The sequence below is a fragment of the Kribbella orskensis genome (genome assembly GCF_004342085.1).
In the GTDB taxonomy this organism is placed as follows: domain Bacteria; phylum Actinomycetota; class Actinomycetes; order Propionibacteriales; family Kribbellaceae; genus Kribbella; species Kribbella orskensis.
In genome coordinates, this window is record NZ_SLWM01000016.1 from 1 (window position 1) to 22,927 (window position 22,927).

The window sequence follows — 22,927 nt, forward strand, 5'->3', positions numbered from 1 at the left end:
AGCCTGTTCTTCGGTGCCGGGCAACACCTCTCACCGCTTGCGATCGGCGTGCGGCTGCTGTTCATCAACGGCGTCACTGCCGTGGCGAACCCGCTAGTCGGACGGCTGCTGACCCGCTGGCCACCGCTCGCGCTCCTCGCCGCCGGGCTCGCGCTCGGCTCAGTGGCGATGTTCCTGCTGACCGGGATGCAAACCGACACCTCGATCGGGGCTGCCGCGTGGAGGCTCGCCATCCTCGGCGTCGCCGACGCATTCATGCTCACCGCCGTCGCGGTCACCGCGATCAACGCCGTCCCGCAACACCTCGCCGGCATGGCGGCAGCCACCAACACCGCGCTGCGCCAGTACGGCGCCGTCCTCGGTCCCGCCGTCCTCGGCGTCATCCTTGCCAGCCGGATCGCGGACGGCGCCAGCATGACCTCCGCCCTGCACACCGCGCTCATTGTCAACGGCGTACTGCTGGCCATCGCCGCCATCGTCTGTGCAATGACGCTGCGGCTGGGACCGAACACCGCAAGCTGAGCGCCGAATCCGTCACGGCGATGCTCGCAGTCCTTGGGCCGCGTCCGGCTTGATTCGACGTCAATCGGACAGCGCGAGCGAGAATTCCGACGCAAAATCCGCGTAGTTCGACTGGCCCCGATAACCACGAGCTTTAGTCAAGGAGGAACTCTTGGACAGTGGGAAGGTCGAACCCCGCCCTGTTGCCCGTTGGAACTACCAACTTCCTTCCAAATCAACGGAGTCGGGGTCAAGGAGTCAAGTACTGACAATGACGTCGACGTCGGCGGGGGACTGGGTAAGGGGACCAAGCCTCACTTGACCGGTGGATCCGGGCTGAACCACTCGAACCTCCAAGAAGGAATCATGAGCACAGACAAGAACATCCCCGGCACTGTCACCATCGGCGGCGACCTCACGGTCGCGAACATCGGCTACGGCGCGATGCAGCTCACCGGCCCGAAGGTCTGGGGCGAGTACCCCGACCACGACAAGGGCATCGCACTGCTCCGTGAGGTCGTCGCTGCGGGCGTGACCTTCATCGACACCGCCGACGTGTACGGGCCGCACTCCAATGAAGAGCTCATCAAGGAGGCGCTGCACCCCTACCCGGGCAACCTCGTCATCGCATCGAAGGGCGGGTTCCTCCGCGGCGGCCCTGAATACAGCGACATGGGCGCGACGGGTAACAAGTTGTATCTGCGTCAGGCCGCATACATGAGCATGCGGCGCCTTGGCGTCGACCGGATCGACCTGTACTACCTGCACACGCCGGCGTTCACCGACACCCCTTTCGAGCAGGCAGTCGAGACGTTGGCCGGGATGAAGCAAGGCGGACTGATCCGCCATATCGGCCTGTCCAACATCAGCGCCGACCAGCTCCTTTCCGCTGTGGCGATCACGGACATCGCCGCGGTCACCGTGCACTACAACGTCGCCGTCCGCCTCGGCGCGGCGGTTCGCGCGGTCGCAGAGGACAAGGGCATTGTGTTCTCGCCCTGGCACCCTGGCGCGGTCCCCGGCGGCGATGACGGCGCGCCATTCCACGCCGTCATCGACCCGATCGCCGCGAAGTACGACGCCACCCCCCAGCAGATCGCCCTTGCCTGGCAACTTCACCGCACACCAAATGCGCTGCCGATTCCTGGCACGACGAGCCTGCAGCACTTGAAGGAGAACCTGGCCGCCGCGCGCATCCAGCTTGCCGACGAGGAGGTCGCCGCGATCACCGCACTGGCCTCCGAGGAATCCTGAGCTGCGCACGGCCACAAAACCGCGGTGCTGCGGCGCGTGGACCAAGCCTCGCCAGGATTGGTCCTACAGGCAATCAACAAGCAGCCGCGATCCGTGCGTTCCAGTGCCGCGGATCGGTTGGCGGGGACCGCTGTTGCCCATCGGCGGACGGGGACACCCTCCCCCCTGGTTGACCTCTCTTAGATGGATCAAGCGCCGACCATCGCCGTACCACAAGGTGTCCGGCCGAACGATGGGTGCCCCCGGCAGGATTCGAACCTGCGACGCACGGTTTAGGAAACCGACGCACCCCACCGACAAGTGCATCTCTAGGCGTAACCAGCCATCACCAGTTCGGTCGGTCTTGACTCCAGTTGACTCGCATCGACCCCTCTTTGTTCCCACGCTGTTCCCACGCTGAATTGGTCAGCGCGGTAAGCCCACGCGTGCCCGCCGTCGACTGAACTGAGCCCGTTGCAGAGGCTGCAACCAGCAGTCCAGCCGGTGCCTGATGCCAGGCCCCCCGTGGCCGCTGCCCACCGGGGAGCCTTCCATGGGGGGCGACGCGCACGTACGCATGCCGTTGACTGCCGGCTGGCAGACCGTCAGACCTGACGGCGATGACGGGTCGCTGAGTCCGGCAAGCCCTACAGGTTGGCGTCCAGGAACGATTGTGCCGGCGCGGAGTCGACGCGGTACTCCAGGTTCGGTCCGTCGCAGCGGTAGCTGAATGTCCACGTGTTGAGCGCGACGAGCGTGCCTTCATGGAACAACGGTCCGCCCGAGTCGCCGAAGCAGACGCTCTTCGTGATCTTCACGAACCGGTCGGGGAAAAGGTCCTGCTTCGTGATCACCGTGACGTCCTTGTAGCTGCGCGCCCCGTCGTAGACCGTGATCGCCATCGGCGACGCGGCGCTGCCGGTGACGTACTCGTCGGTGCCATAACCGACCACCGTGAAGGTCTCGGAGGTCAGGTCGAGACCGTCCAGGTAGCCAGCATCGGCCACTGGTGCCGGTGTCACGTTGGCGACATCCTCGGTCAGGAAGACCAGCGCGATGTCCTCCAGCCCGTCCTTGAGGAAGGACATCTTCGAGTTGCCGCCGCCCGGTCCGACCTGATTGGCAAGCCAGTCCGGGTGGACGACGAAGTGGTCGGCCCCGTAATACGTCGAGTTCTCGTCCGGGTCGGCGTCGAACGAGACTCGCCAGTCGTCCGGCCCGAGCGCGTCCGGGTCGCCGACGTCGCCGGTGAAGAAGTCCGTGCAGTGCGCGGCGGTGAGTACGACGTCCGGCGCGACCAGCGTGCCGGTGCAGAAGTCGAACCATTCGCCTTCGTCCTGCAGCTGCAGCCCTCCCACATTCGGGAAGCTGTTGGTGGTGTCGGTGGTGCCGTCGATGACGGCCGCCGCTGGGACCGTCGTGGTCAACAGGAGCATCGCTGCTCCCGCGACTGCGGCCGCGACCCTGGATCTGCGCATGTCCGATTTCCTCTCCCCTGGTGCCCGCTCCCCATCGGGCTCTGCTCATCGCCACTGACGCTATGCCCGTCGGGTAAAGGCAGGCAATGGATCGTCCCCTGGCGAGTGATGATCCCGAGCCCCCAATCGTCTCTGGCTCGTCGCGGCCACGGAGCGCCACGACGCGAATGGACCCTCATCGGACTGGCAGCGGTGTTTCTGCTGGGTGGGCACCCCTTCCCAACCGGAACGGCCGCGTTCGGCTGCTTCTTCATCGCTGCGCTCCTGCACGAGGTCCGTGCGGCTCGGCCCGCATAACCGCGCGAGCAGCTCTCGCAACCATGGACGAACGGCGAGGCCCGCAGGATGGCGACCAAGCCGCGTGAAGGGCTGCCTGTCCGCGAGATTGCATGGGCACGCGACGTTGTGACGTCCGCTCATCGAGCAGACAGCGAGCGCTGCGGCAACCGGATCTGCCGCCACGCGCGGGAATGGGAGCGTTGAGCGGAACCGTGGCTCGGTCAAGGGCATGCACACTGAGGCCGAGCCACGGCGAAATGGGTGCCCCCGGCAGGATTCGAACCTGCGACGCACGGTTTAGGAAACCGACGCACCCCACCGACATACGCCCCTCCCGGTGTGTCTAGCCCACATCAGTTCGGCCGGTCTTGACTCCAGTTGACTCGGATCGACGCCTCTTTGTTCCCACAGCGTTCCCAGGCTGAACTGATGAGCGTGGCGTCCCCATCCGGGCCAGCCACGGACTGAACTGAGCCCATTGTCGGGCTGGGGCAAGCACGGCCCTGGACCCGGCGGTCATCCGGACCGGTCTAGCTGTGGGCCATAGCCCGTTGTCGGCCGCTCGTTTCCCAGTCGCCTCATGAGGTCTCGCAGGGCGAACTCGGTACGCGGCCTGAACTGCCTTGGCTTCGCGCCGGGTTACTCCCGGTCGGGAGTAGCGCCCAGTAGCGTCGTGTGGCGGGCGCTCGTCGAGGCCGTCTGGAGTGCCTGGTAGCTGGACGCCGAGAACTGTGCCGTCGGAGAGCAGGGTGGCTCGCTGGGTCTTTCAAAATGCCCAGACTTGAGAGCGGACCGCCGGAGTTCGACTGAATCCGATTTCAGATACTCGAACGGGGCCGTTTGATCTGCTGACGATCTCGAAGCGGAACCGAGGTCGGCCGCGACCGCCTGGGGCCCGCTGTCTGGCGTCGAGTCCGGGACCTACCGAAGCTAAGTCTCGTGTGGACAGGACGGGTGACTGTTGGCCTTGGGCCAAGGATTCACGCTGCACCGCAGTGGAGGCGCAGCGCGTTGAGCTGGGTGGGGGTACCGAACGCGATGAGGATGGTCTGGGGCTCGAGTCGAGTATCGGGAGTCGGGTTGGGCAGGAACAGGCCGGTGGCGCTGAGCCGGACGGCGAGCAGTAGGGCTCCAGTGGTCTCCAGGAGGGCCGCGTCGCGTAAGCAGCGGCCGGCTAGCCGCGACGAGGAGGGAATCTCAACCTCCTCGATCCGGAAATCGAGGGTCTCATCGTGCATGACCACGTCGAGAAATTCTGCGACGTGCGGCTGCTGTGCAAAGGCCGCCATTCGCCGACCACCGATCAGCTGCGGGTTGACGGCCCGATTGGCGCCCGCGCGGACGAGCTTAGCCTTGGAGGCCTCGGTGCGGGCACGAGCGATGATGACCAACTCAGGCCGCATGGCGCGGCTGGACAGCGTGACGTAGACATTGTCGGCGTCGGTGTCGACTGCAGCGATGAGCGCGCGGGCGCGGGCGATACCGGCGGCCGCGAGGACATCGTCATCCGTGACGTCGCCGAGCACAGTCGCGTGCTCAAGCCGTTCCAGTCGGTCAGGGTTGCGATCTATTACGACGATTTGCTGTCCAGTGGCGGCGAGGTAGTGTGCGCTCGCGCGGCCGACCCGGCCCCACCCGCAGATTATGAAGTGGTTGGTCATTCGGCTGATGTCACGGTCCATTCGACGCCTTTCCAGGTGTTGGTGCAGGTGTCCTTCGATCAGGGCCTCGAGCAGGACGCCGAACGTGTACAGCGCGGTTCCGACTCCCGCCAGGATGAGCACGATCGTGAACAGCTGGCCAGCCGCGTTCAGCGGATGTACCTCGCGGAAACCAACGGTCGTTACGGTCGTGACTGTCTGGTACAAGGCATCGAGGACGCCGAACCCGAGCATGACGTACCCGAGCGTGCCAGCGCCGACCACGACCCCAAGGGCGAGGAGCGCGAGGCGGATCCGTCGAAGTGTCCCCACGAGTCGGATTATCCCTTCGTGCCGGAGTCGAGCCTCCATCTCTTCGGCTGCAAGAAGTGACCGACACTGCTAGCCGTCGCGACGTACAGAGCAACCTTCAGCTCCAACTCACGATGATTCCTGTTGGCGCAGCCAGGCAATCGGCCACCTGCCAGCAGCATCGTCATCATCTGCCGGTCGGACAGCCGGGGTCGGCCGGCGCACTCCAGGTCGCTTGTGGCGTTGCGGACCGTGATGTTGCGCCGGAGCTGATCGCCTCACGAATACCCTCGATCACCAGCACGTCATCCTGCTGGTTCCGCTGATAGTCGTGAGGGTCAGCGAATTCCAGCGCGAGCAACCGAAGTCTGCCAGGCACGCCAGTGGATGCAGGCGAAGGACAGCGCGAGGACCGCGCGGAGACCGAGATACCGTGGCGCGATCGCGGTTCAAGAAACGGACTGCGAACGTGAGGAACTGGCTCGCCGCGAGGCCCCAACCCCAAGAGCGCACTCGTCCGATGGCCAGCGCTCTCATAGCCAGCGGCTACAGCGTTCACGACACCACCGAGGTGGATAATTACCAGGGGATCCGGACGTCGACGACGCCGGTGACCGATCGGGCGATGGCCTCGGCGTCTTGCCGCTGCCGGTCGGTGACGGGCCCGTTGATGGTGACCACGGCGTTGGTGACGTCGACCAGCCAGTTGACGCCCTCAGCGTGGACTAGGGTGGTGACCTCGTAGAGGATGCGGTCGTCGGTATGCGATAGTACGCGGATCAGGTCGCTGCGGCTGACCACGCCGACGATCCGGCCGCTTAGCACCACCGGCAGGCTCTTCATCACGGTCGATCTCATAAGCGTGACAGCCTCGGTGACCTCGTTGCCGGCGCCCACTGTGACCGCGGGCTGGGTCATTAGCTCGCGGACCCGGCGGGTCGCCGGGACCCCGGCCAGCATCGGATCTGACTGCGGGTCGGCCGGGACCAGCGCGAGCAGGTCCGCCTCGCTCACCACCCCGACGACGATGCCGTCGTCGTCTACGACCGGCAGGGCGGTGATCTGGCACTCGTTCAGCAGCCGCAGAGCTTCGCGTGCCGTGGTGTACGGAGTCACCGTGATGGCCGGTGACGTCATGACTTCGCGTACCAGCATGATGACTGCCTCCTCGTTGTGCCCGTCGCAATCGTAGGCGGTACCACTCTGTCGTTCGGGGCAGCGCTCAAGCGGGGCCTGTTCCTCCGCCTCGACGGGGCCGCCGAGGTTGCGATGGCCCGGCTCTGCTCGAAGGTGGCGGCCTCCGCGGGCGACCGTCTGCGGCACACTGGCATCGGCAGGGCCACTCGGCCGAAGTCGGATGGCAAGCCGCCGGGCGACAGTAGCGGACGCACGCGCGCGCTCCATTCTGCGTGGCCGTTCGCTGCATACAAGGGACTGGCGTTTGGCCCACAGTTTCGGGACTTACGGCCGGTCCGCCAACAGGAGGGACCGCGGTACATCTGAGAGATGAGTAGCGACGCCAGCAGCAACCGATGGTTCGAGCCGGCGCTCTTCCAGCACCTGCCGCCCGAGGAGTGCCGAGAGCTCCTAGCCGCCAAGTCCGTGGGACGGGTGGGCTTCAACGGCCCGGACGGTGCACAGGTGCTGCCCGTCAACTACGTCGTCCACCGGCGCAGCATCTTCTTTCGAACTGCCGCCGACAGCGCACTGGCCAACGCGATGCGCCACAGCCGGGTCGCCTTCGAGATCGATGACATCGACGAGTTCCTGCAGAGCGGGTGGAGCGTCGTGGCCGTCGGCGATGCAGAGCTCGTCGACGACCCGGACACCCTCGTGGAGCTGTGGGGCGAGCAAGGTCCCAAGCCATGGGCGGTCGGCCTGCGCACCCAGTTCGTGCGGATCACACCGATTCGTCTGACCGGCCGCCGCGTCCTCCAGCAATAGCCCACGACCACTGCAGAGCCGCTCCCACCGAACTGTGGTGCAGACTGCTCGTCAATCGGCACAGGGTGTCGGTCCTACGGTATGTCGGGTGGGCACGCGGTGTCGACGAGAACCCGGGCGGCGGCCTTCGCGGCGGGCTAGGTCGGTGACCCAGGCGCGGACGACGCGCGTGTGCTCGACGGTGCGCGCGTGCGGATTCAGACCCCGGCTACACCCTCGATTGCGATGAGCCAGTTACGTGATCGACTGCCCACCAAGGCGGTCATCGGCTGGGTGATGGACGACAACTACAAGACCCCACTCGTCGAGGCCGCAATCGAAGTGGCGGCCCGCTACCAGAAGCTCGCCGACGACGCCATCTTCCTATTCGAAGGATCCGAGGCCGACGAGATTGCCCACGGAAGCCTGGAGGCATCGGCCCCCGTTGCCGATGAGGTGGCCGTAGGTTCCGCCTCGGCTCACCAGCCGGCGGCCGACCGCAGGGCTGCCATCGCCTCGCGGGCGTAGTCGCCGATCGGACGCGTACGCCCGTCGCGGTGCCACTCCTCGAGCGCGCCGAAGTACACGGCGAAGAGGTAGGTGCGGGCCAGCACCCGGGCCTGGTTCGGGGTGTGTCCGCGCGCTGTCAGCAGCGGAGTGAGCCTGTCCACGAGCGCGTCCATGCTCGCGTAGACGGCGGCCCGGACCACGGGCTCCTCTATCACGTAGCGCATGCCGCGCCACGGGCCGCCCGTCCCCGCGGTGGCCGCGAGCCGCTCCATGGTCGTCGCCGGGTCGTCCAGATCGACGATCTCCTGGAAACTGTCGGCGCCCACCGCGGCGAAGGGGTCGGCGGTGAAGAGCCCCTCCTTGGTGCCGAAATACCGGTAGAAGGTCGAGGCGGAGACGCCTGCCTCGCGCACGATGTCATCGACCGTGACCTGTTGGTAACCGTGCTGGTCGAACAGCTCCATCGCGGTGTCCTGGATCGCCTGCATGGCGGCCATACGGTTGCGCTGGCGCAGGGTCATCGGCATACCGCCAAGCATACGGACTCGGAGCACTGCCCCGAGACGATTCGAGCTCCCGTTCTGACATGTACTGTCAACTTGTGTCATACTTTCAGTATGCATGCCATCGAAGCGGGCGGTCTCCACAAGCGATTCGGACGCACCCAGGCGCTGGACGGGCTGGACCTCACCGTGCGGCAAGGAGAGGTGCACGGCTTCCTCGGGCCCAACGGGGCAGGCAAGAGCACCACGATCCGAGCGCTCTTGGGCCAGCTCAAGCTGGACTCCGGTCGGGCCACGATTTTCGGTTTGGATTGCTGGACGCAGGCTGTCCGGGCCCACCGGCGCCTGACGTACGTGCCCGGCGACGTGGCGCTGTGGCCAGGGCTCACCGGCGGCAGCTGCATCGACATCCTCGGCCGACTGCAGGGCGGCATGAACCCAGCTCGGCGCAACTCGCTGATCGAACGGTTCGAACTCGACCCGACCAAACGGACCCGAACCTACTCCAAGGGCAACCGGCAGAAGGTGGCTCTTGTCGCCGCGCTGAGCGTGGAGGCCGACCTCTACCTCTTCGACGAGCCGACCGCAGGGCTGGACCCGCTGATGGAGGACGTCTTCCAGCAGTGTGTCCGGGAACTGAAGGAGGCCGGACGGACCGTGCTGCTGAGCAGCCACATTCTCTCCGAGGTAGAGGCGCTGTGCGACCGGGTCAGCATCGTCCGGCGCGGCGTGGTGGTTCGCGAGGGCACGTTGGGCGACCTGCGCAGCCATACGCTGACGACCGTCGGCGCGATCACGGAGGCTCCCGTGCCCGGGTTGGCCGGCATAGACGGAGTCCTGGACCTGACGGTCGACCAGCAGCCGGACGGTGTGCACACCCGCTTCCGCGTCGGCCGGGCCGCGCTACCAGCCGCCGTCGGGTGCATCGCCTCGGCCGACCCGAGGACCCTCACGGTGGAACCGCCCAGCCTCGACGAGCTGTTCCTGACGAACTATCGGGCCGACACCGCTGTGGCAGGAGGCGTGCGGTTATGACGGGATACTGGCGCCTGCTCGCGGTGAGCCTGCGCACAGCCCCGGCGCAGATCCTCGGCTGGTCCGTGGCCGTGACCGTCCTGGTGGCCAGCACCGCGTCCACCCTCAACGGCATGTACCCCGACCAGGCGGGCCGGGACGCCTACGCGGCCGCCTACGTCGGGACGCAGAGCAGCGCCGCCCTGCAGGGTCGCGGCTACGACCTGAGCAGCCTGGGCGGCATCCTGTCCAACGAGATGGGTTACCTGGCCCTCCTCATGGCCCCGTTGATCGGGCTGCACCTGGCGATCCGATTCACCCGAAGCGTCGAGGACACCGGCCGGCTGGACATCCTGACCGCCGGCCCGGTGCACCGGCTCGCACCCGCCACCGCAGGGCTGACCGCCGCCGCGACCAGTGCCGTGCTGACCGTCCTGTTCACCGCGGTAGCGCTGATCGCTCTGGACTATCCCGTCGCCGGCTCACTGCGGTACGCCGGCGGGCTCGGCGCCCTCATGCTGACCTTCACCGCCGTCGGAGCACTCGTCGCGCAATGCTGCCGGGACGCGCGGACCGCGTACGTCCTCGGCATCGCTTGCTGGATGGGCAGCTACCTCGGCCGCGCCGTGGTCGACGCCCGGGGGGTGAATGTGGTCTGGGCGAACCCCGAGTCCTGGCTGGCCGAGGTCCGCCCGTTCGCGGCGGAGCCGCCGCTGTGGCCCTGGCTGACGTTCGCCGCCACGACCGCGGTGTTGCTCCTCGGCGCCGCCACGGTCGCCGCCCGCCGGGACCAGGGAGGCGGGCTCATCCCGCCCCGCCCCGGCCCGGCCGTGGCCGCGTCGTGGATCACCACACCCCTGCGCCTTCTGGCCCGGCTCACCGTCGGGGTAGGCGTCGGATGGGTCGTTGCAGCGAGCCTGTTCGCGTTCGCCTTCGGATACCTGACGCAGCAGATGAGCGACCTCGGCGCGGCCGCGGGTGCGGAACGGGACACCGGAGTCAACGCGACGCTGACCATCTTCGTCCAGATGAATGCCCTCTTGGCGGGCGCGGCCGCCACTCAGCTCACCCAATGGCTGGGCGCAGAGGAGAACGCCGGGCGCGTCGGGTACGCCCTTGCCGGTCCGGTGAGCCGGCGGCGGTGGTGGGCCTCCGCCACCGCGGTGATCACCGCATGGTCGCTGATCCTCCTGGTGTGCACGAGCGTCGGCACCGGTCTCGGCCTCGCGGCTGGCTTCGGCGACCCCGGCTACCTCGGCAATGGAGTGACCGACACGCTCGCGTACGGACCGGCGGTGGTCCTGCTGGCGGTGACCGCTCTCGCTTTGCACTCAGTGAGTCCGCGCGCCGTCGCAGTCGCGTGGCTGGCCATCGGCTGGGGCATCATCGTGTGCCTGCGCGCGGACCTGCTCGACCTCCCCGAGTGGGCACGGCGGCTCTCTCCGATGCAGTGGATGGGCGCCGTGCCCCGCGACGCCTGGCATCGGCCAGCCGCGCTGGGCATGACGCTCCTGGCGGTCGCCCTGGCACTGGCGGCCACTCTGGTCTATCAGCGGAGGGATCTGCGGGCCGGCTGAGGGTCACGGGCCACGGCCGTCCGCGCCGACCGTCGGCGTACTGATCGCGGCCCCCATCGTGCAGGGCGCGACCGCTGCACTGCTGGTCCCGCAGGTGCTTGCGACCTTCCATCACCCGCTCGAGCGCGAACGCAACAACGCGACATCATCCGGACAATCCCCGCCCAACGCGAGCGCGACCGCCAGATCCACGACGATCTTGGCCGTAGGCGGGTGGCCTGGCCGAGCGGGCACGGAGCCGAGTGGTCGGTCGGGTTCAGGGCACGGTGGCCAGCCCTTGTGGGCGATTCGGTCGACGCACAGTTTAGGAAACCGACGCATCCGACCGTCATCCGCCTCTGCAGGCGTAACTAGCCACCACCAGTTCGTCAGTTCTCGACCCCATTCGCCATCCTTCGACTCCTCTTTGTTCCCACGGCGTTCCCAAGCTGAACTGCTGAGCGTGCTTCGGTTTCACGTGCCTTGTGGCGGCTGAACTAGTGGGGTTTCGAGGCAGCACCAGTCCGAGGACGAGGCCGGCCAGGGTGCACAGTACATGGGCGAGATCGGCCCTCACCCGCCGCAGCCGCCGTGTCGGTGACCGCCTGGCCGGGCGCGTCGTCCAGCCTGGATGACTTCATCGCGGCGCCCGTGTCACCGACTAGACCATCGGGCGATGACCGTCCCGCGTTGTCCGGCGAGACTCGAGCTACCGACTTGCTGCCGCGGCCTTCCCCACTGAGGCATTGCGTGCCGGGTGCGCGATACTTCCGGTGACGGGGACGGCCGTGTACGCCAGTCCGGAAGCCTCGTCGTGGGGTCGAGATCGGAGACGTGATGGGGCAGGCGCTGCTTCAGCTGATACCGCTGGCCCTCGCGGCGGCGCTGAGCAGTGTCCCCATCACCGCCACCATCTTCATCCTGCTGTCGGAGAGCCGCAGCCGCTCCGGCCTGGGCTTCCTGGCCGGCACGGTGCTCGGCACCTTCGCCACCGTCGCGTTGGCGACTGTGGCCAGCCAGGCGCTTCCCGGACGACCGCGCGAACATGACGCCCTCGTCGGGAAGCTCGAGGTAGTGATCGGCATCGCCCTCGTGCTGCTGGGCGTGGTGGCCCTCGCGCGGCGGTCCCGCGCACGGAGCGGACGTGGACCGGGCTGGCTGGACAGCATCGGCACGTTCGGCATCCTGTCCGTGTTCGGCATCGGCCTGGCGCTGAGCCTTCGTCCGAAGGCGCTGCTCCTGGCGGCGGCCGCGGGCCTGGCGATCGTCGGCGCGGACCTGGTGTTCCACGACAACCTCGGCCTGGTGGTCTTCTACACCGCGATTGCCACCTGCACCGTAGGCGTTCCGATCGTCGCGACGATCCTGTTTCCGCGGCGGATGGAACCTCGCCTCCTATCGGCGAAGGGGTGGATCGCTGCTCACTCCAGCACGGTCGGTGCCACGATGATGATCCTGATCGGCGGCTTCGTCATCGGCGTCGGGGTGAGCGGCTGAGCACGCCGCCCGGTTCGGTCACCCTGCGCCCGCCGGGCGCCTGCACCACATCGGCATCGGCCGAACCCACGCCCGCACCCGCGTCCTGCTCCTGACCCACGACCTTCAGACCACCATCGCCGATGCCGCCACCGGCGAACTGCTCCGCGAACTGGTTCTCGACCCCACCAAAGACTACGAACCCCGTGCCCTCCCACCAGGTCCCCCAATGCAACAATCTCCGAATCCAGTGAGGGTTCGGAGCTATGCCGATGTCTTGAGCCCTGAATGCGACGGCCGCGGCTCAAACCCTCCAACTCCTCACCGCACCAGCTCTCCGGTCACGCGCACAACCTACGTAGAATCGCAGCCGGGCCCCCGCCGCTGATGCGGCAGGGGCCCGACGGCTCGCTCTAATAGACCCGGAAGGACAGGTTTGCGCTGTAGCCGGCCAGGTGGTCGTTATGCGCCGGCAGGTACACGCGGTAGGTGTACGTCGCACGCGAGGTGGGCTTGAGTGTGAACGCGTACGAGCTCGACGACGGCAGCAGCTGGCTGGTTACTGTCGACCACACCCCGTTGCTGAGCCGCTGGAGATAGACCCGGTAATTGCCGTGAACCGGCGTCACCGTCCCGGACAACACGACCGAGCCGCCCAACGCGAACGACGTCCTCGACAGTTTCGCCGCCACGACCGGACGGACGCTGACCGTACGCAGGGGAGTCACATCGCCGATGTAAGCCGTCGAACCCCGGTAGATCCACTCGTAGTCCAGGCTCCATGACGGCTTGTGGCTGTACGAGACGTACCCGGTGCTGCTGGTGGTCGCCGTCCTCAGAAGGGACCACGTCGTCGTCCCCTTGCGGCGGATGTACAACTGTACCGCTGCTCCGGGGATCGCCGCGCCGGTGTCAACCCGGGTCAACCGGCCGGTCACCGACACCGCACCTCCGTACGTCAACGCAGTGATGTTGCTGCTGATGGACACTGACGTGCCTCGCAGCGTCACCGTGCTCGGGCTGCTCACCTTGCCCGACCGGTCCCGCACCCACACCCGGAACGTGTACGTGGTGCCGTCGACCAGCCCGCTGACGGTGATGCTCGAAAGGGTCCCGGCGTATACCGCGTCGCCCGACGTCGGCGACGCCGGCGGCGTCGTACCGGTAGCCCGCCGCACGATCACTCCATCCAGGTCGGTGATCGACGGGATCGTCCACGACAGGGTCGCGCCCCGCAAGGCTCCAGCCGCCTTGAAGTTCGTCACCGGGCCCGGCGTGTAATCGGTCGTCCGAAAGGTGGACGTGAACCGCTCCGCCTGCGTCGCGCCGGAGGTGTCCCGCACTCCGCTGACGATGATCCGGTACGGCGTGTTGTCCTGCAACAGACTCGACGGCGTGAGCCTCGCTGTCTGTGACGTGGCGTCGTATGAGACTGATGCCGCCACCGCCGCCCCGCTCCGTCCGTTGACCAGCCGGACCGTCGACGAGGTCACCGACGCCGCATCCACCGAACGCGCGAACGTCACCGTCGGCACCGTTCCGATGGCCAAGCCGGCGGCGAAGTCTGCCGGCGACACACTCCGCACCCACGCCTGCTCCCCGCCCGGGGTCGGACCAAGCTTGTTCCGCAGCACCACCAGGCCGCTGTTGTAGTCGGCGATGACGGCATCCGTGCGCTGGTCACCGTTGATGTCGCCCAGCGCCAGACCTTGGTCGTTGTAGTGCGAGGCGTACGGGATGGACGAGGTGACCGGCGTGCCGAGCGTGCCCGCCGCGGTCTGCGGCAGCACGCTCAGCGTGTTCCACCCGCCGTGGGCGGTCACCACGTCGATGAGGGAGTCGCCGGTGATGTCAGCGGCCTCGACCGGTTCTGGGATGTCGCGGGTCAAGTAGACGGCGGGTGTGTCGAGCCCACCGCTCGCGTTCTGCACGAAGACGTTGATCCGCGAACCCGGGGCGTTGCCTCCTATCGAGGCGATGACGTCGGCGCGATCGTCCCCATTGACGTCGGCCACCTCGATTCCCTCGACGGTGGGCCAGTAGCCGCGGATCGTGTCGTGATCGGTGCGGTTCCAGCCGTCGGTCGCGTGGTGGTAGACCCGCACCATTCCGCCCGTGAAGGTCACGACGTCGGGCAGGCCGTCACCGTCCACGTCACCGATTTCCACCTCGCCGCTGCCATCGGCCGTCACCGACGACGCCGCGAAGGTGCCATCCGGTGCGTGGATCAGAAGGGTGATTCCCTGCGTACCCTGCAGGACCAGGTCGGCGTCGCCGTCGCCGTCCATGTCGCCCGCGACGACGTACCCTCCCCCTGTGGTGCCGGGGAGGACGCCGGCGCTGGCCAGGCCCGCGTCGGTCTGATGGAAGATCTCGACGCCGGAGGCGGTGGGCAGGGCCACATCCTGGCGTCCGTCGCCGTTGGCATCGAGCAACGCTGGTCCGGAGCCGCTGTACCCCATAGCCGTCGGGTACCGAACGGGCTCGGAGAGGGCGCCGCTCGGCGTCTGCGCGAAGACGAAGAGTTTGTAGTCGTTGGCGTCGTCGAAGTAGAAGCTCGTCGTGAGAAGGACATCGTCGCGACCGTCGCCGGTGACGTCACCGACCGCCACCGTCTCCGGCCAAGAGCCCACATCGTGGGAGACCGCCGGCTGGAAGATGTCCGGCGTCCCGGTGGTGACCGACAGTGTGTACGGCCGGGTGTCGGCGGAGCCGTTGTAGTTACGCACCGCGACGTAGTACGTGCCGACGCCGGTGGTGAACGGAAGTGTCTCGGCGCCACCGGCAGAGGCGACGTCGACCTCGCCGATCAGCCGCAGGTCCTTGTCGTACACAGCCAGCATCGGGTCGGCGTTCTGACCCAGGTCGGCGTCGAACGCCGCCGGAGTCACCCGTACGTCCACGGAGCGCTCATTGGCGGAATCGAAGCGGTACCAGTCGATGTCCCCTTCGGCCGCCAGCGTGCCGGTAGCCGAGTCAGAGAACGTCGTCGCGCGGGCCGGCACATCATTGGGCTCGCCGGCGCCGAGGACCGGGGTCGGGAACTCCGCCGCCCACGCGCCGCCCACGGCGTAGTACGCGTCGACCACGCCGTACCCGTAATAGGGGTCAACGCCCCGCGGCCCGGCGTCTCGTGCGGTCACCCTCAACCTGGCCAACACCTGCGCCGGCGTCCACGACGGAAACGCCGTACGCACCAGCGCCGCCACACCCGACACGATCGGCGCCGCGAATGACGTGCCGTCGCCGACGGCGTAGGAGTCCTGGTAGGCGGACACGACGCCGAACCCGGGCGCGGCCACGTCGATCCAGTCGCCCCACGAACTGAAGTCGGTCAGATCGCCGGCCGAATCGGTCGCGCCGACCGCCACGACCTCCGGGTACGCCGCCGGATACTGCGGCGTGTCGTCCCCGTCATTGCCGGCGGCCACAACCACGACGACGTTCTTGCCGGTGGCGTACTTGACCGCGTCGTGCAGGACAGCGCTGACGCCGGGCCCGCCCAGCGACAGGTTGATGACCTTGGCACCGTGGTCGGCCGCCCAGGTGATGCCGGCCGCGATGTCGGAGTCCAGGCCGCTGCCGTCGGATCCGAGCACTCTGACTGGCATGATCCGGCCGGTCCAGGCGACGCCGGCGACACCGAGGCCGTTGTTGGTGTTAGCCGCGGCGATGCCGGCCACCATCGTGCCGTGACCGTTCTGGTCCGAGTTCGAGGCGCCGGAAAGGATCACCCTATTGATCGCGTCGTAGCCGGTTACGGTGCGACCCGTCAGATCCTCGTGCAGGCCGTTGACACCGGTGTCGACAACGGCGATGACCTGGCTGGTGGACCCCTTGGTCCGGTCCCACGCCTGCGGCACCCGCACAGTGCTGAGATAGGCCTGGTCGCCGGACGTGTAGGCCGGGTCGGTGGGCGCCGCCTCGATCCGACGCTTGTAGTTGAACGACACGCTCTCGACCGCGGAATCCTGGCGGAGGCTGCGCAGCAGGTCCGCGGCGGCACCCTTGGTCCGCGCTTCAACGTACCCGGTGCCCCGGACGCCACGCGTCTGCGCGGCACCGCGACTCTTCAGCGCCTTATCCTTGGCGGCGGCAGATGCGGCCTTCTTGAACCGGACCAGCACCGAGTGCGCGTCAAACTCGCGCTCCTTGGCACCGCGCGGACGTTCCGGCCTGGGCAGGTGCTCAGCTGCCAGCGTGCCCGGCGTCTTCTGAGCCGCTTGCACCGCGTCGGCCAGCGGGATTGCTGACCCCAACAGCACCAGTGCAGACGCAGCCAGCACCGTACGACGTAGACGCATGCGTCCTCCATGATCAAGGAATTGGACACCGGAGTCTGGCAGACACCAGGGTCAAGCGCGATTGATCCGAACGGCTTGATACTTCGCGACCGTCAGGCTTGCTCGAGGGAGATTACCCGCATCAGCCGGCGTCAGCGCTGCGAACCTCCGACGGCGGCACACCGACACCACGCCATGCCCAGGTCAAGGTCGCCAAGATCGCTTCAAGCCAGCCAGGCCGACGGTTCATCCCGTGCGGATGGCGAGCCACCCACCGCTCGGCGGCAAGGGCCTCCGCCTCGATCAACTCCGGATGTGCGGTGGCCGTCCCCCCGTGATGGGTGCCAAGGCCGGCTGCACCCGACCCTGCAGGCCCGGCACGAGGGCACCAGCAAGCCAGCGGCATGTCACCACCACACCGGTGATGTACCAATCGCTCGTAGGCGTCCGCGTGTTCCGTTCATGAGCCCGCTCCGCCTCGGACCAGACGGCAGCGAAGTCGGCACGCCGCACCTGCAGATTCCCTGCCGGAATCCGCTCGACCAACTCGGCGGTGACGTCCACGCCTACACCGTCGCACAGCACACCGACAACAACCGAGCGGCCCGGTGAAGGTCTGTCCGTCGATCGTCCACTGCGGCCATCCGCTCATAGCCGCGATCCGTTCGTTCCAGTGTCGCGGATCAGTTGGCGGACGGCTGTTGCGCATCAGCGTACGGAGGACACCCCCTGCCGAGTTGACCTCTCTGATGGATCAAGGCGCGCCTTCGGCGCGCGGCGCGGACGTGCGCATGCGGCCTCCGGCCGTTCACCGCCCGCGCCCGCTCTCGGAGTTCTTCACCAGAAGCAAGGCATTGCCTCCGGCGGGGGCCTCATGACTCCGGGATGACGGGTCGGATCGGCCCGCCTATGTCGGAGGGGGTCGGGGTGCGTCTTCCCGTCTGCCGCCCAGCCCAGTCAGGACCTATCAGGAGCCGCCAGAGGGGCCAAGGTCGTTCGTCCAGTGGGGCGCTCCACCTTGGCCCCTCTGGCGTCTCCTGATCGCGCTACGCGTGGGCTGAACGGCAGACGGGAAGACGCTTGACGGCGAGCTGCGCAGGCCGTGTGCGTGCCGAAGCAAGTCGGCGTACTTCGTCCAGCTCATACACCAGCGGGGAGGAGTGGATGGTTCAGCCAAGCGGGACCATCCACTCATACAGCAGGCCATCCGGGTCCTCGCTCGGCGCTCCAGCAAGCGCGAACCCGCATCGCATAGCCAGGCGTTGGGATGCACGATTATCCGTCGAGGTGATCACGATGATTCGCTTCAGGGGCAGTTGCTCGACGACATAGCGCTGCAGGAGCCGCAATGCTGCTGTGCCAGTGCCGGTGCCGCGATGAGCGGCAGAGAACACGTGGTATCCGACCAGGGCTTCTCGCTGCTGCTCATCACGGTCGTGCAAGAAGATCTGCCCGATCAGCGCCTGGTCGCGGAAGATGCCGAAGTAGACCATCGATGAGTCCGATGCGGCGCGGTCAACCCACACCATCGAGTCCCTGACGCTGTCATCTGTCAGGCACCGGTGCACATCTTCTGGACGCACTGAACTGAGAGAAATTGCCCCATCGCAAAGTGGCGGGCCGTCATGGATCATGACTGCCAGTCTGACTCACAGGGTGGCCGACACCGCCGACACCTTTGATTCTCGCGGACAGCGAGGCCCCCCAGAGGCCCCCGAAGGGCCTTTAGCAGCCGTCAACGACCCTCGACCACTGGGCACAACTAGCGCTCAGGATCGGGGGTCGTCTGCGTGTAGGCGCTCATGGAAGCGGACTCGTAATGAGAAGGTCGGCGGTTCGATTCCGACACGCCGGCTCCACCTCGCCCGACTGCGGGCCGGACTCAACACGGGGGGGCGAGACAGCGTGGGGTGGCGCGAAGCGCTTGCCTAGGGCAACACTGGCAGGGTGGGCAAGCTGGCACCCGACCTGCTCGGGCCGGTTGGACTGGAGCTCGCCCGGGCCGTCGAACAGCTGCCCGGCCAGCACGCCATGCCCGGCGGATCCCGCTACGAGTTGAAGTGGGATGGGTTCCTTCACTGAACCTCGTCCAGCCGGTCGACGGATCGCGGTCGCCGTGCCCCGGGTTGGCTCGGAACTGTTCGATCGCCCGCGCGGAGTGGCAACGGGCGCCTCATTCTGGTGGCGGCTGTGGGGATCGGGTCACCACCAGTAGGCGGGCTGTGTGGTGTAGGGCTCTTCGAGACGGTGGATCTCCTCGCGGGTGAGGTCAATATCCATCGCTGCATGCGCGTCGACGAGGTGGTGGGGCTTGGTTGCCCCGACGATCGGGGCGGAGACCACGGGCTTGGACAGGAGCCAGGCCAGGGCGATCTGAGCCATGGGCACTCCGCGTTCTTCGGACTTGCTGGACGGCGTCCACGACGGGGCGATCGACGTCGAGGTCGAAGGTCTTGGCGACGTGGTCGCTGTCACTGCGCTGGGTGTGCTGGCCCCAGGGTCGGGCCAGCCGGCCTTTGCCCAGCGGTGAGTACGGTATGCAGCCAACGCCCATGTCTGAGCACATCGGCAGCATCTCGCGCTCTTCCTCACGCTTGAGCAGGTTGTACTGGTCCTGCATGGACACGAACCGTGTCCAACCTCCGAGGTCGGCCGCGTGCTGGAGCTTGGAGAACTGCCACGCCCACATCGAGGACGCCCCGATGTAGCGGACCCTGCCCGTCTTGATCACATCGTGCAGCGCTTCCATCGTCTCCTCGACCGGCACCTCAGGATCGAAGCGATGTATCTGGTAGAGGTCGATGTAGTCGGTGCCTAGGCGCGTCAGGGACGCGTCTACTTGTTCGAGGATGGCTTTTCGGGACAGGCCGGATCCGCCCGGGCCGTCATGCATCTTGCCGTAGACCTTCGTGGCCAGCACGATGTCCTCGCGGCGGGCGTACTTCTTGATCGCGCGCCCGACGTATACCTCCGAGCTGCCGCCGCCGTACCCATTGGCGGTATCCCAGAAGGTGATCCCGAGCTCGACGGCTTGCCGGAAGAACGGTTGCGCCTCCTCCTCGTCCAGAGTCCACTGGTGGAAGCCCGGGTCGCCGAAACTCATACACCCCAACGCGATCCGACTGGTCTTCAAACCAGTCTGTCCAAGTCGTCGCTGATCCATCCTGCCCTCCGGTCAGTGTCTGTGGTGTGTCGCAGCTCGCCGCGGACTCCCGTGAACGGTCGCACGTCACCCTCTCCGCCGGGCATCTGGGTTAGCGGTTGACTAGCTCTGGTGGGTCGGGTCGTAGCGGTTGCCGTGGACGCCGATGCGTTGGGCGAGGGTCTCGAGTAGCGCGGGCCGCGACGAGCAGGCCGACAATGGATGCCGTGATGCCGGCGGTCATCAGGACGGCCATCGGAACGGCTGTTGTGGCGCCGCCGAGGCCGGCGATCGGCGCGATCGTTCCGGCGGCGACCCATTGGACGAAGCCCTGCAGGGCAGAGCCGGTGCCGGGATGATCAGATACGGCGGTCGACGCGAGAGCGCCGCCGTTGGGAATGATGAGTCCCTGGGCTGTCATCAGGACGAAGAAGCACACGATTGCCAGGCCCAGTGGTGTCTCGAACCACAGGGCTCCGGTCAGCATGGCCGCGCCCGCACAGAGAGCGGCGAGCTGTCCAGTCAGGATGACCTTGCGGGTGGAGACCCGTCCGGCGAGTCGGGCGGCGACGAGCGCTGCCACTGTCATCCCGGCGGCGTTGGCCGCGAAGTCGATGGAGTACGCGACCGGTGAAAGGCCGTTCATGGTCTGCAGCACGAACGCCGAGGTAGCGACGTAGGCGAACAGCGCGCCCATCGCGGCCCCGGCGACCAGCAGGTAGCCGACGTACTCGCGGTTGCCGAGAACGATCCGCCCGACAATGAGGAAGTTCCGCAGGCCACCGGCGTGACGGTGTTCGCGCGACAGCGATTCGGGCACTGCCACCACGACGGCCAAGGCCATCGCGAGTCCCAGTGCAGCAACGAGCCAGAACGAGACCCGCCAGTGGGACAGCTGCAGGATCAACCCGCCGAGGAGCGGGCCGACGATAGGAGCGATGCCGCCGACGGCGGCGATGACGTTCAGTACCCGGACGAGTTGGGCGCCGGTGGCCAGGTCGACGATGATCGCCCGCCCAATCACCATCGCCCACCCACCGGCGAATCCCTGGACGAGCCGGGCGACTGTCATCACCGCGATGGTCGGCGCGAGGGCGCACACGATCGAGGCCGCGGTCATGGCTAGCAGCGCCGTGAGCAGCGGGATCCGCCGGCCGCGTTGATCCGAAACGGGGCCGCCGATCAACTGACCGAGTGCCATGCCGACGAAGAACGTCGTCAGCGTCAGCTGGACTTGCGTCGCGGTGGTGAACAGCTCCCCGGCGACCTGCGGGAACGCCGGGACGTACATGTCGGTGGCCAGCGGCGCGATCGCGGTCAAGAACACCACGGTCGCGACCAGCCCGGCGGTCAGCCGGGCCTGGCGGCGTGCCTTCAGCAGCGGTGGCGTCGACCAAGCGACATCCGGGGGCAACGGAACCTGTTGCATCAAGCCTCTTCAGGTAGCGGGAGGTGTCAGGGCCGGAGCAGAACTGTGATAGCGCCGTCCATGCTCGCGATGCGCTCAGCGGCGTCATCATGCATCCGGCCCAGAACGACGATGCCGTCGTAGTAGGACTGGTCGCCGTAGTAGAGGACGAGATTGTTGCCGGGGGCGTAATAGCCGACGTCGCCGACGTCGGGGTCCGCGCCGGCCGGCTGACCGTCCAGGGACAGTGGGGTGGGCAGGGGACCTGTCTTCTCCACGGCACCGTGGTCGCTCATCTCGAGGGTGAGCGGAAGTTGGGCGGCTAGGTCGCGAGTGGCGGCGCTGTCGTCGAGTGTGGCTTGGAAGTGCTGATCACCGATCGTGATTTGAAGTCTCATCCGGTCCTCTTCGGTACTGCGCGTGTGCTGTGAGCTGGGCCGGGTCGCTTGCTGACCGTCGGCTGGCGATCCGGTCGGCGGGTCGACGGGAGCGTTGCTGGTCGGTGTCGCGGGTCGAGCGACGTCGCCGGTGGTTGAGTCGGTTCCGCAGGCAGCCACTACCAACACGACAGTTGAGGTCAGTAAGACGGTGGCGGTACTGCGGACGGCCTTCATCGGTCCTCTCGTGGCAGGCAAGTTCGGTTGGATCAGACGGTGAGAAGGACCTTGGTGGCGGTCCGCTGGTCCATGGCTCGGTAGCCCTCGGCTGCGCGGTCCAGGGGCAGGGTGAGGTCGAAGACTTTGCCGGGGTCGATCTTGCGGTCCCAGATCAGCTGGACGAGTTCGGGCAGGTACTGCCGGACCGGGGCGGGGCCGCCGTGGATGTGGACGCCGGCCATGAACAGTTCGTCACCGGGTATGGCGACGTCGTGGGAGACGCCGACGAACCCGACGTGGCCACCGGGCCTGGTCGAACGAATGGCTTGCATCATGGCTTCCTGCGTGCCGACCGCCTCGATCACCGAGTGGGCTCCGAGTCCGTCGGTGAGGTCCTTGACGCGGGCCACGCCGTCGTCTCCGCGCTCTTCGACGATGTCGGTGGCGCCGAACTCCTTGGCTAGGGCTTGGCGATCGGTGTGGCGGCTGAAGGCGATGATCCGCTCGGCGCCGAGCTGTCTCGCGGCGAGGATGCCCAGCAGTCCGACGGCGCCGTCGCCGACGACAGCGACCGTCTTGCCCGGGCCGGCCTCGGCGGCGACGGCGGCGAACCAGCCGGTTCCGAGTACGTCGGAGGCCGCCATCAGCGACGGAATCAGGTCCGGGTCGGGCATTCCTGGCGTGGCGACAAGAGTGCCGTCGGCCAGCGGGATGCGCGCCCGCTCGGACTGGGTACCGATCGTGCCCATCAGGACCCGGTGCACGCAGTACGCCTGGTAGCCGGCCTGGCAAATCTCGCAGGTGTTGTCGGAGGCCCAGAACGAGCCGACGACGAAGTCGCCGACCTTGACGTTGCGCACATCCGACCCCACTTCCTCGACGACGCCGACGTACTCGTGGCCCATGACCTGGTGGTCAACGGGCTCGGCGCCCCGGTAGGGCCACAGGTCGCTACCGCAGATACAGGTCGCCGACAGCCGGATGATCGCGTCGGTCGGCTCGACGATGTTCGGGTCCTCGCGGTCCTCGACCCGGACGTTCCCGGGGCCGTGCATGACTACCTGGCGCATCGA

The 22,927-nt window shown here is 67.3% G+C and carries 19 protein-coding genes and 1 pseudogene; 9 read left to right on the plus strand and 11 right to left on the minus strand.

Annotation, left to right across the window (positions count from 1 at the left end):
• Both EV644_RS31210 and EV644_RS31215 read left to right on the plus strand, forming a co-directional pair.
• Positions 1 to 522: MFS transporter (locus EV644_RS31210; protein WP_369410558.1), on the plus strand; the 522-nt coding region annotated here is incomplete at its 5' end.
• A 345-nt stretch (positions 523 to 867) separates the two neighbouring features.
• Positions 868 to 1,755, plus strand: coding sequence for an aldo/keto reductase (locus tag EV644_RS31215; RefSeq protein ID WP_132192729.1), 888 nt, complete (start codon positions 868 to 870; stop codon positions 1,753 to 1,755).
• 626 nt (positions 1,756 to 2,381) lie between these two features.
• On the opposite strand, the gene EV644_RS31225 is transcribed toward EV644_RS31215, so the two are convergent.
• The 3 genes from EV644_RS31225 to EV644_RS31235 form a co-directional block, all read right to left on the minus strand.
• Entirely contained in the window at positions 2,382 to 3,212 is an 831-nt protein-coding gene (locus EV644_RS31225) for a S1 family peptidase (protein ID WP_132192731.1), read from the minus strand.
• Positions 3,213 to 4,471: 1,259 nt separating this feature from the next.
• Complete coding sequence (locus tag EV644_RS47905; protein ID WP_132192733.1) at positions 4,472 to 5,503, minus strand: potassium channel family protein; 1,032 nt, start codon at positions 5,501 to 5,503, stop codon at positions 4,472 to 4,474.
• A gap of 519 nt (positions 5,504 to 6,022) precedes the next feature.
• On the minus strand, positions 6,023 to 6,598 hold the full coding sequence (locus tag EV644_RS31235; RefSeq protein ID WP_158292972.1) for a CBS domain-containing protein: 576 nt from the start codon (positions 6,596 to 6,598) through the stop codon (positions 6,023 to 6,025).
• 351 nt (positions 6,599 to 6,949) lie between these two features.
• On the opposite strand from EV644_RS31235, the gene EV644_RS31240 reads away from it, so the two are divergent.
• On the plus strand, positions 6,950 to 7,387 hold the full coding sequence (locus EV644_RS31240; RefSeq protein ID WP_132192737.1) for a pyridoxamine 5'-phosphate oxidase family protein: 438 nt from the start codon (positions 6,950 to 6,952) through the stop codon (positions 7,385 to 7,387).
• A gap of 225 nt (positions 7,388 to 7,612) precedes the next feature.
• Positions 7,613 to 7,894, plus strand: a complete 282-nt coding sequence (locus tag EV644_RS31245; RefSeq protein ID WP_132333416.1) for a hypothetical protein — start codon at positions 7,613 to 7,615, stop codon at positions 7,892 to 7,894.
• Here EV644_RS31245 and EV644_RS31250 read toward each other — a convergent pair.
• Entirely contained in the window at positions 7,846 to 8,403 is a 558-nt protein-coding gene (locus EV644_RS31250; RefSeq protein ID WP_158292973.1) for a TetR/AcrR family transcriptional regulator, read from the minus strand. The two genes, EV644_RS31245 and EV644_RS31250, sit on opposite strands and share 49 nt — an antisense overlap.
• A 90-nt stretch (positions 8,404 to 8,493) precedes the next feature.
• Between EV644_RS31250 and EV644_RS31255 the strand changes: the two genes are divergently transcribed.
• The 3 genes from EV644_RS31255 (at position 8,494) to EV644_RS31265 (ending at position 12,446) form a co-directional block, all read left to right on the plus strand.
• On the plus strand, positions 8,494 to 9,414 hold the full coding sequence (locus tag EV644_RS31255) for an ABC transporter ATP-binding protein (RefSeq protein WP_132192743.1): 921 nt from the start codon (positions 8,494 to 8,496) through the stop codon (positions 9,412 to 9,414).
• Positions 9,411 to 10,970 (plus strand): ABC transporter permease, encoded by a 1,560-nt coding sequence (locus tag EV644_RS31260; protein WP_132192745.1) that lies wholly within the window; start codon positions 9,411 to 9,413, stop codon positions 10,968 to 10,970. Before EV644_RS31255 ends, EV644_RS31260 begins: the two co-directional genes overlap by 4 nt.
• An 816-nt stretch (positions 10,971 to 11,786) precedes the next feature.
• A complete protein-coding gene (locus tag EV644_RS31265; protein ID WP_132192747.1) occupies positions 11,787 to 12,446 on the plus strand; it encodes a GAP family protein in 660 nt (219 codons plus the stop codon).
• A gap of 392 nt (positions 12,447 to 12,838) precedes the next feature.
• Here EV644_RS31265 and EV644_RS31270 read toward each other — a convergent pair whose 3' ends face one another.
• Positions 12,839 to 16,729: a S8 family serine peptidase gene (locus EV644_RS31270; protein ID WP_132192749.1), complete on the minus strand. Its 3,891-nt coding sequence runs from the start codon at positions 16,727 to 16,729 to the stop codon at positions 12,839 to 12,841.
• Between the two features lie 441 nt (positions 16,730 to 17,170).
• On the opposite strand from EV644_RS31270, the gene EV644_RS44780 reads away from it, so the two are divergent.
• Positions 17,171 to 17,320, plus strand: a complete 150-nt coding sequence (locus tag EV644_RS44780; RefSeq protein WP_158292974.1) for a hypothetical protein — start codon at positions 17,171 to 17,173, stop codon at positions 17,318 to 17,320.
• A 557-nt stretch (positions 17,321 to 17,877) separates the two neighbouring features.
• On the opposite strand, the gene EV644_RS31275 is transcribed toward EV644_RS44780, so the two are convergent.
• A complete protein-coding gene (locus EV644_RS31275) occupies positions 17,878 to 18,342 on the minus strand; it encodes a GNAT family N-acetyltransferase (RefSeq protein WP_132192751.1) in 465 nt (154 codons plus the stop codon).
• A 313-nt stretch (positions 18,343 to 18,655) separates the two neighbouring features.
• Between EV644_RS31275 and EV644_RS47285 the strand changes: the two genes are divergently transcribed.
• Entirely contained in the window at positions 18,656 to 18,790 is a 135-nt protein-coding gene (locus EV644_RS47285; RefSeq protein WP_255511372.1) for a hypothetical protein, read from the plus strand.
• 120 nt (positions 18,791 to 18,910) lie between these two features.
• Here the strand turns inward: EV644_RS47285 and EV644_RS47575 are convergent, their stop codons facing one another.
• From EV644_RS47575 to EV644_RS31300, 5 genes and pseudogenes are all read right to left on the minus strand, one after another.
• The gene (locus tag EV644_RS47575) at positions 18,911 to 19,090 is read right to left on the minus strand and encodes an aldo/keto reductase (protein ID WP_305000090.1); all 180 of its coding nucleotides are present in this window, start codon (positions 19,088 to 19,090) and stop codon (positions 18,911 to 18,913) included.
• Positions 19,091 to 19,241: 151 nt separating this feature from the next.
• Positions 19,242 to 19,871: pseudogene (locus EV644_RS47580) on the minus strand (aldo/keto reductase); the annotation flags it as partial.
• Between the two features lie 91 nt (positions 19,872 to 19,962).
• Positions 19,963 to 21,279, minus strand: a complete 1,317-nt coding sequence (locus EV644_RS31290; protein WP_132192753.1) for a multidrug effflux MFS transporter — start codon at positions 21,277 to 21,279, stop codon at positions 19,963 to 19,965.
• A 26-nt stretch (positions 21,280 to 21,305) separates the two neighbouring features.
• Positions 21,306 to 21,656, minus strand: coding sequence for a cyclophilin-like fold protein (locus EV644_RS46680; protein ID WP_241999033.1), 351 nt, complete (start codon positions 21,654 to 21,656; stop codon positions 21,306 to 21,308).
• Between the two features lie 248 nt (positions 21,657 to 21,904).
• Entirely contained in the window at positions 21,905 to 22,924 is a 1,020-nt protein-coding gene (locus tag EV644_RS31300; RefSeq protein WP_132192757.1) for a zinc-dependent alcohol dehydrogenase family protein, read from the minus strand.
• Between the last annotated feature and the right edge of the window lie 3 nt (positions 22,925 to 22,927).

Coding starts and splice junctions, on each gene's coding strand:
- EV644_RS31215 (WP_132192729.1), top strand. CDS start 868: ATGAGCACAGACAAGAACATCCCCGGCACTGTCACCATCGGCGGCGAC.
- EV644_RS31225 (WP_132192731.1), bottom strand. CDS start 3,212: ATGCGCAGATCCAGGGTCGCGGCCGCAGTCGCGGGAGCAGCGATGCTC.
- EV644_RS47905 (WP_132192733.1), bottom strand. CDS start 5,503: ATGGAGGCTCGACTCCGGCACGAAGGGATAATCCGACTCGTGGGGACA.
- EV644_RS31235 (WP_158292972.1), bottom strand. CDS start 6,598: ATGCTGGTACGCGAAGTCATGACGTCACCGGCCATCACGGTGACTCCG.
- EV644_RS31240 (WP_132192737.1), top strand. CDS start 6,950: ATGAGTAGCGACGCCAGCAGCAACCGATGGTTCGAGCCGGCGCTCTTC.
- EV644_RS31245 (WP_132333416.1), top strand. CDS start 7,613: ATGAGCCAGTTACGTGATCGACTGCCCACCAAGGCGGTCATCGGCTGG.
- EV644_RS31250 (WP_158292973.1), bottom strand. CDS start 8,403: ATGCCGATGACCCTGCGCCAGCGCAACCGTATGGCCGCCATGCAGGCG.
- EV644_RS31255 (WP_132192743.1), top strand. CDS start 8,494: ATGCATGCCATCGAAGCGGGCGGTCTCCACAAGCGATTCGGACGCACC.
- EV644_RS31260 (WP_132192745.1), top strand. CDS start 9,411: ATGACGGGATACTGGCGCCTGCTCGCGGTGAGCCTGCGCACAGCCCCG.
- EV644_RS31265 (WP_132192747.1), top strand. CDS start 11,787: ATGGGGCAGGCGCTGCTTCAGCTGATACCGCTGGCCCTCGCGGCGGCG.
- EV644_RS31270 (WP_132192749.1), bottom strand. CDS start 16,729: ATGCGTCTACGTCGTACGGTGCTGGCTGCGTCTGCACTGGTGCTGTTG.
- EV644_RS44780 (WP_158292974.1), top strand. CDS start 17,171: ATGAGCCCGCTCCGCCTCGGACCAGACGGCAGCGAAGTCGGCACGCCG.
- EV644_RS31275 (WP_132192751.1), bottom strand. CDS start 18,342: ATGATCCATGACGGCCCGCCACTTTGCGATGGGGCAATTTCTCTCAGT.
- EV644_RS47575 (WP_305000090.1), bottom strand. CDS start 19,090: ATGGCTCAGATCGCCCTGGCCTGGCTCCTGTCCAAGCCCGTGGTCTCC.
- EV644_RS31290 (WP_132192753.1), bottom strand. CDS start 21,279: ATGCAACAGGTTCCGTTGCCCCCGGATGTCGCTTGGTCGACGCCACCG.
- EV644_RS46680 (WP_241999033.1), bottom strand. CDS start 21,656: ATGAGACTTCAAATCACGATCGGTGATCAGCACTTCCAAGCCACACTC.
- EV644_RS31300 (WP_132192757.1), bottom strand. CDS start 22,924: ATGCGCCAGGTAGTCATGCACGGCCCCGGGAACGTCCGGGTCGAGGAC.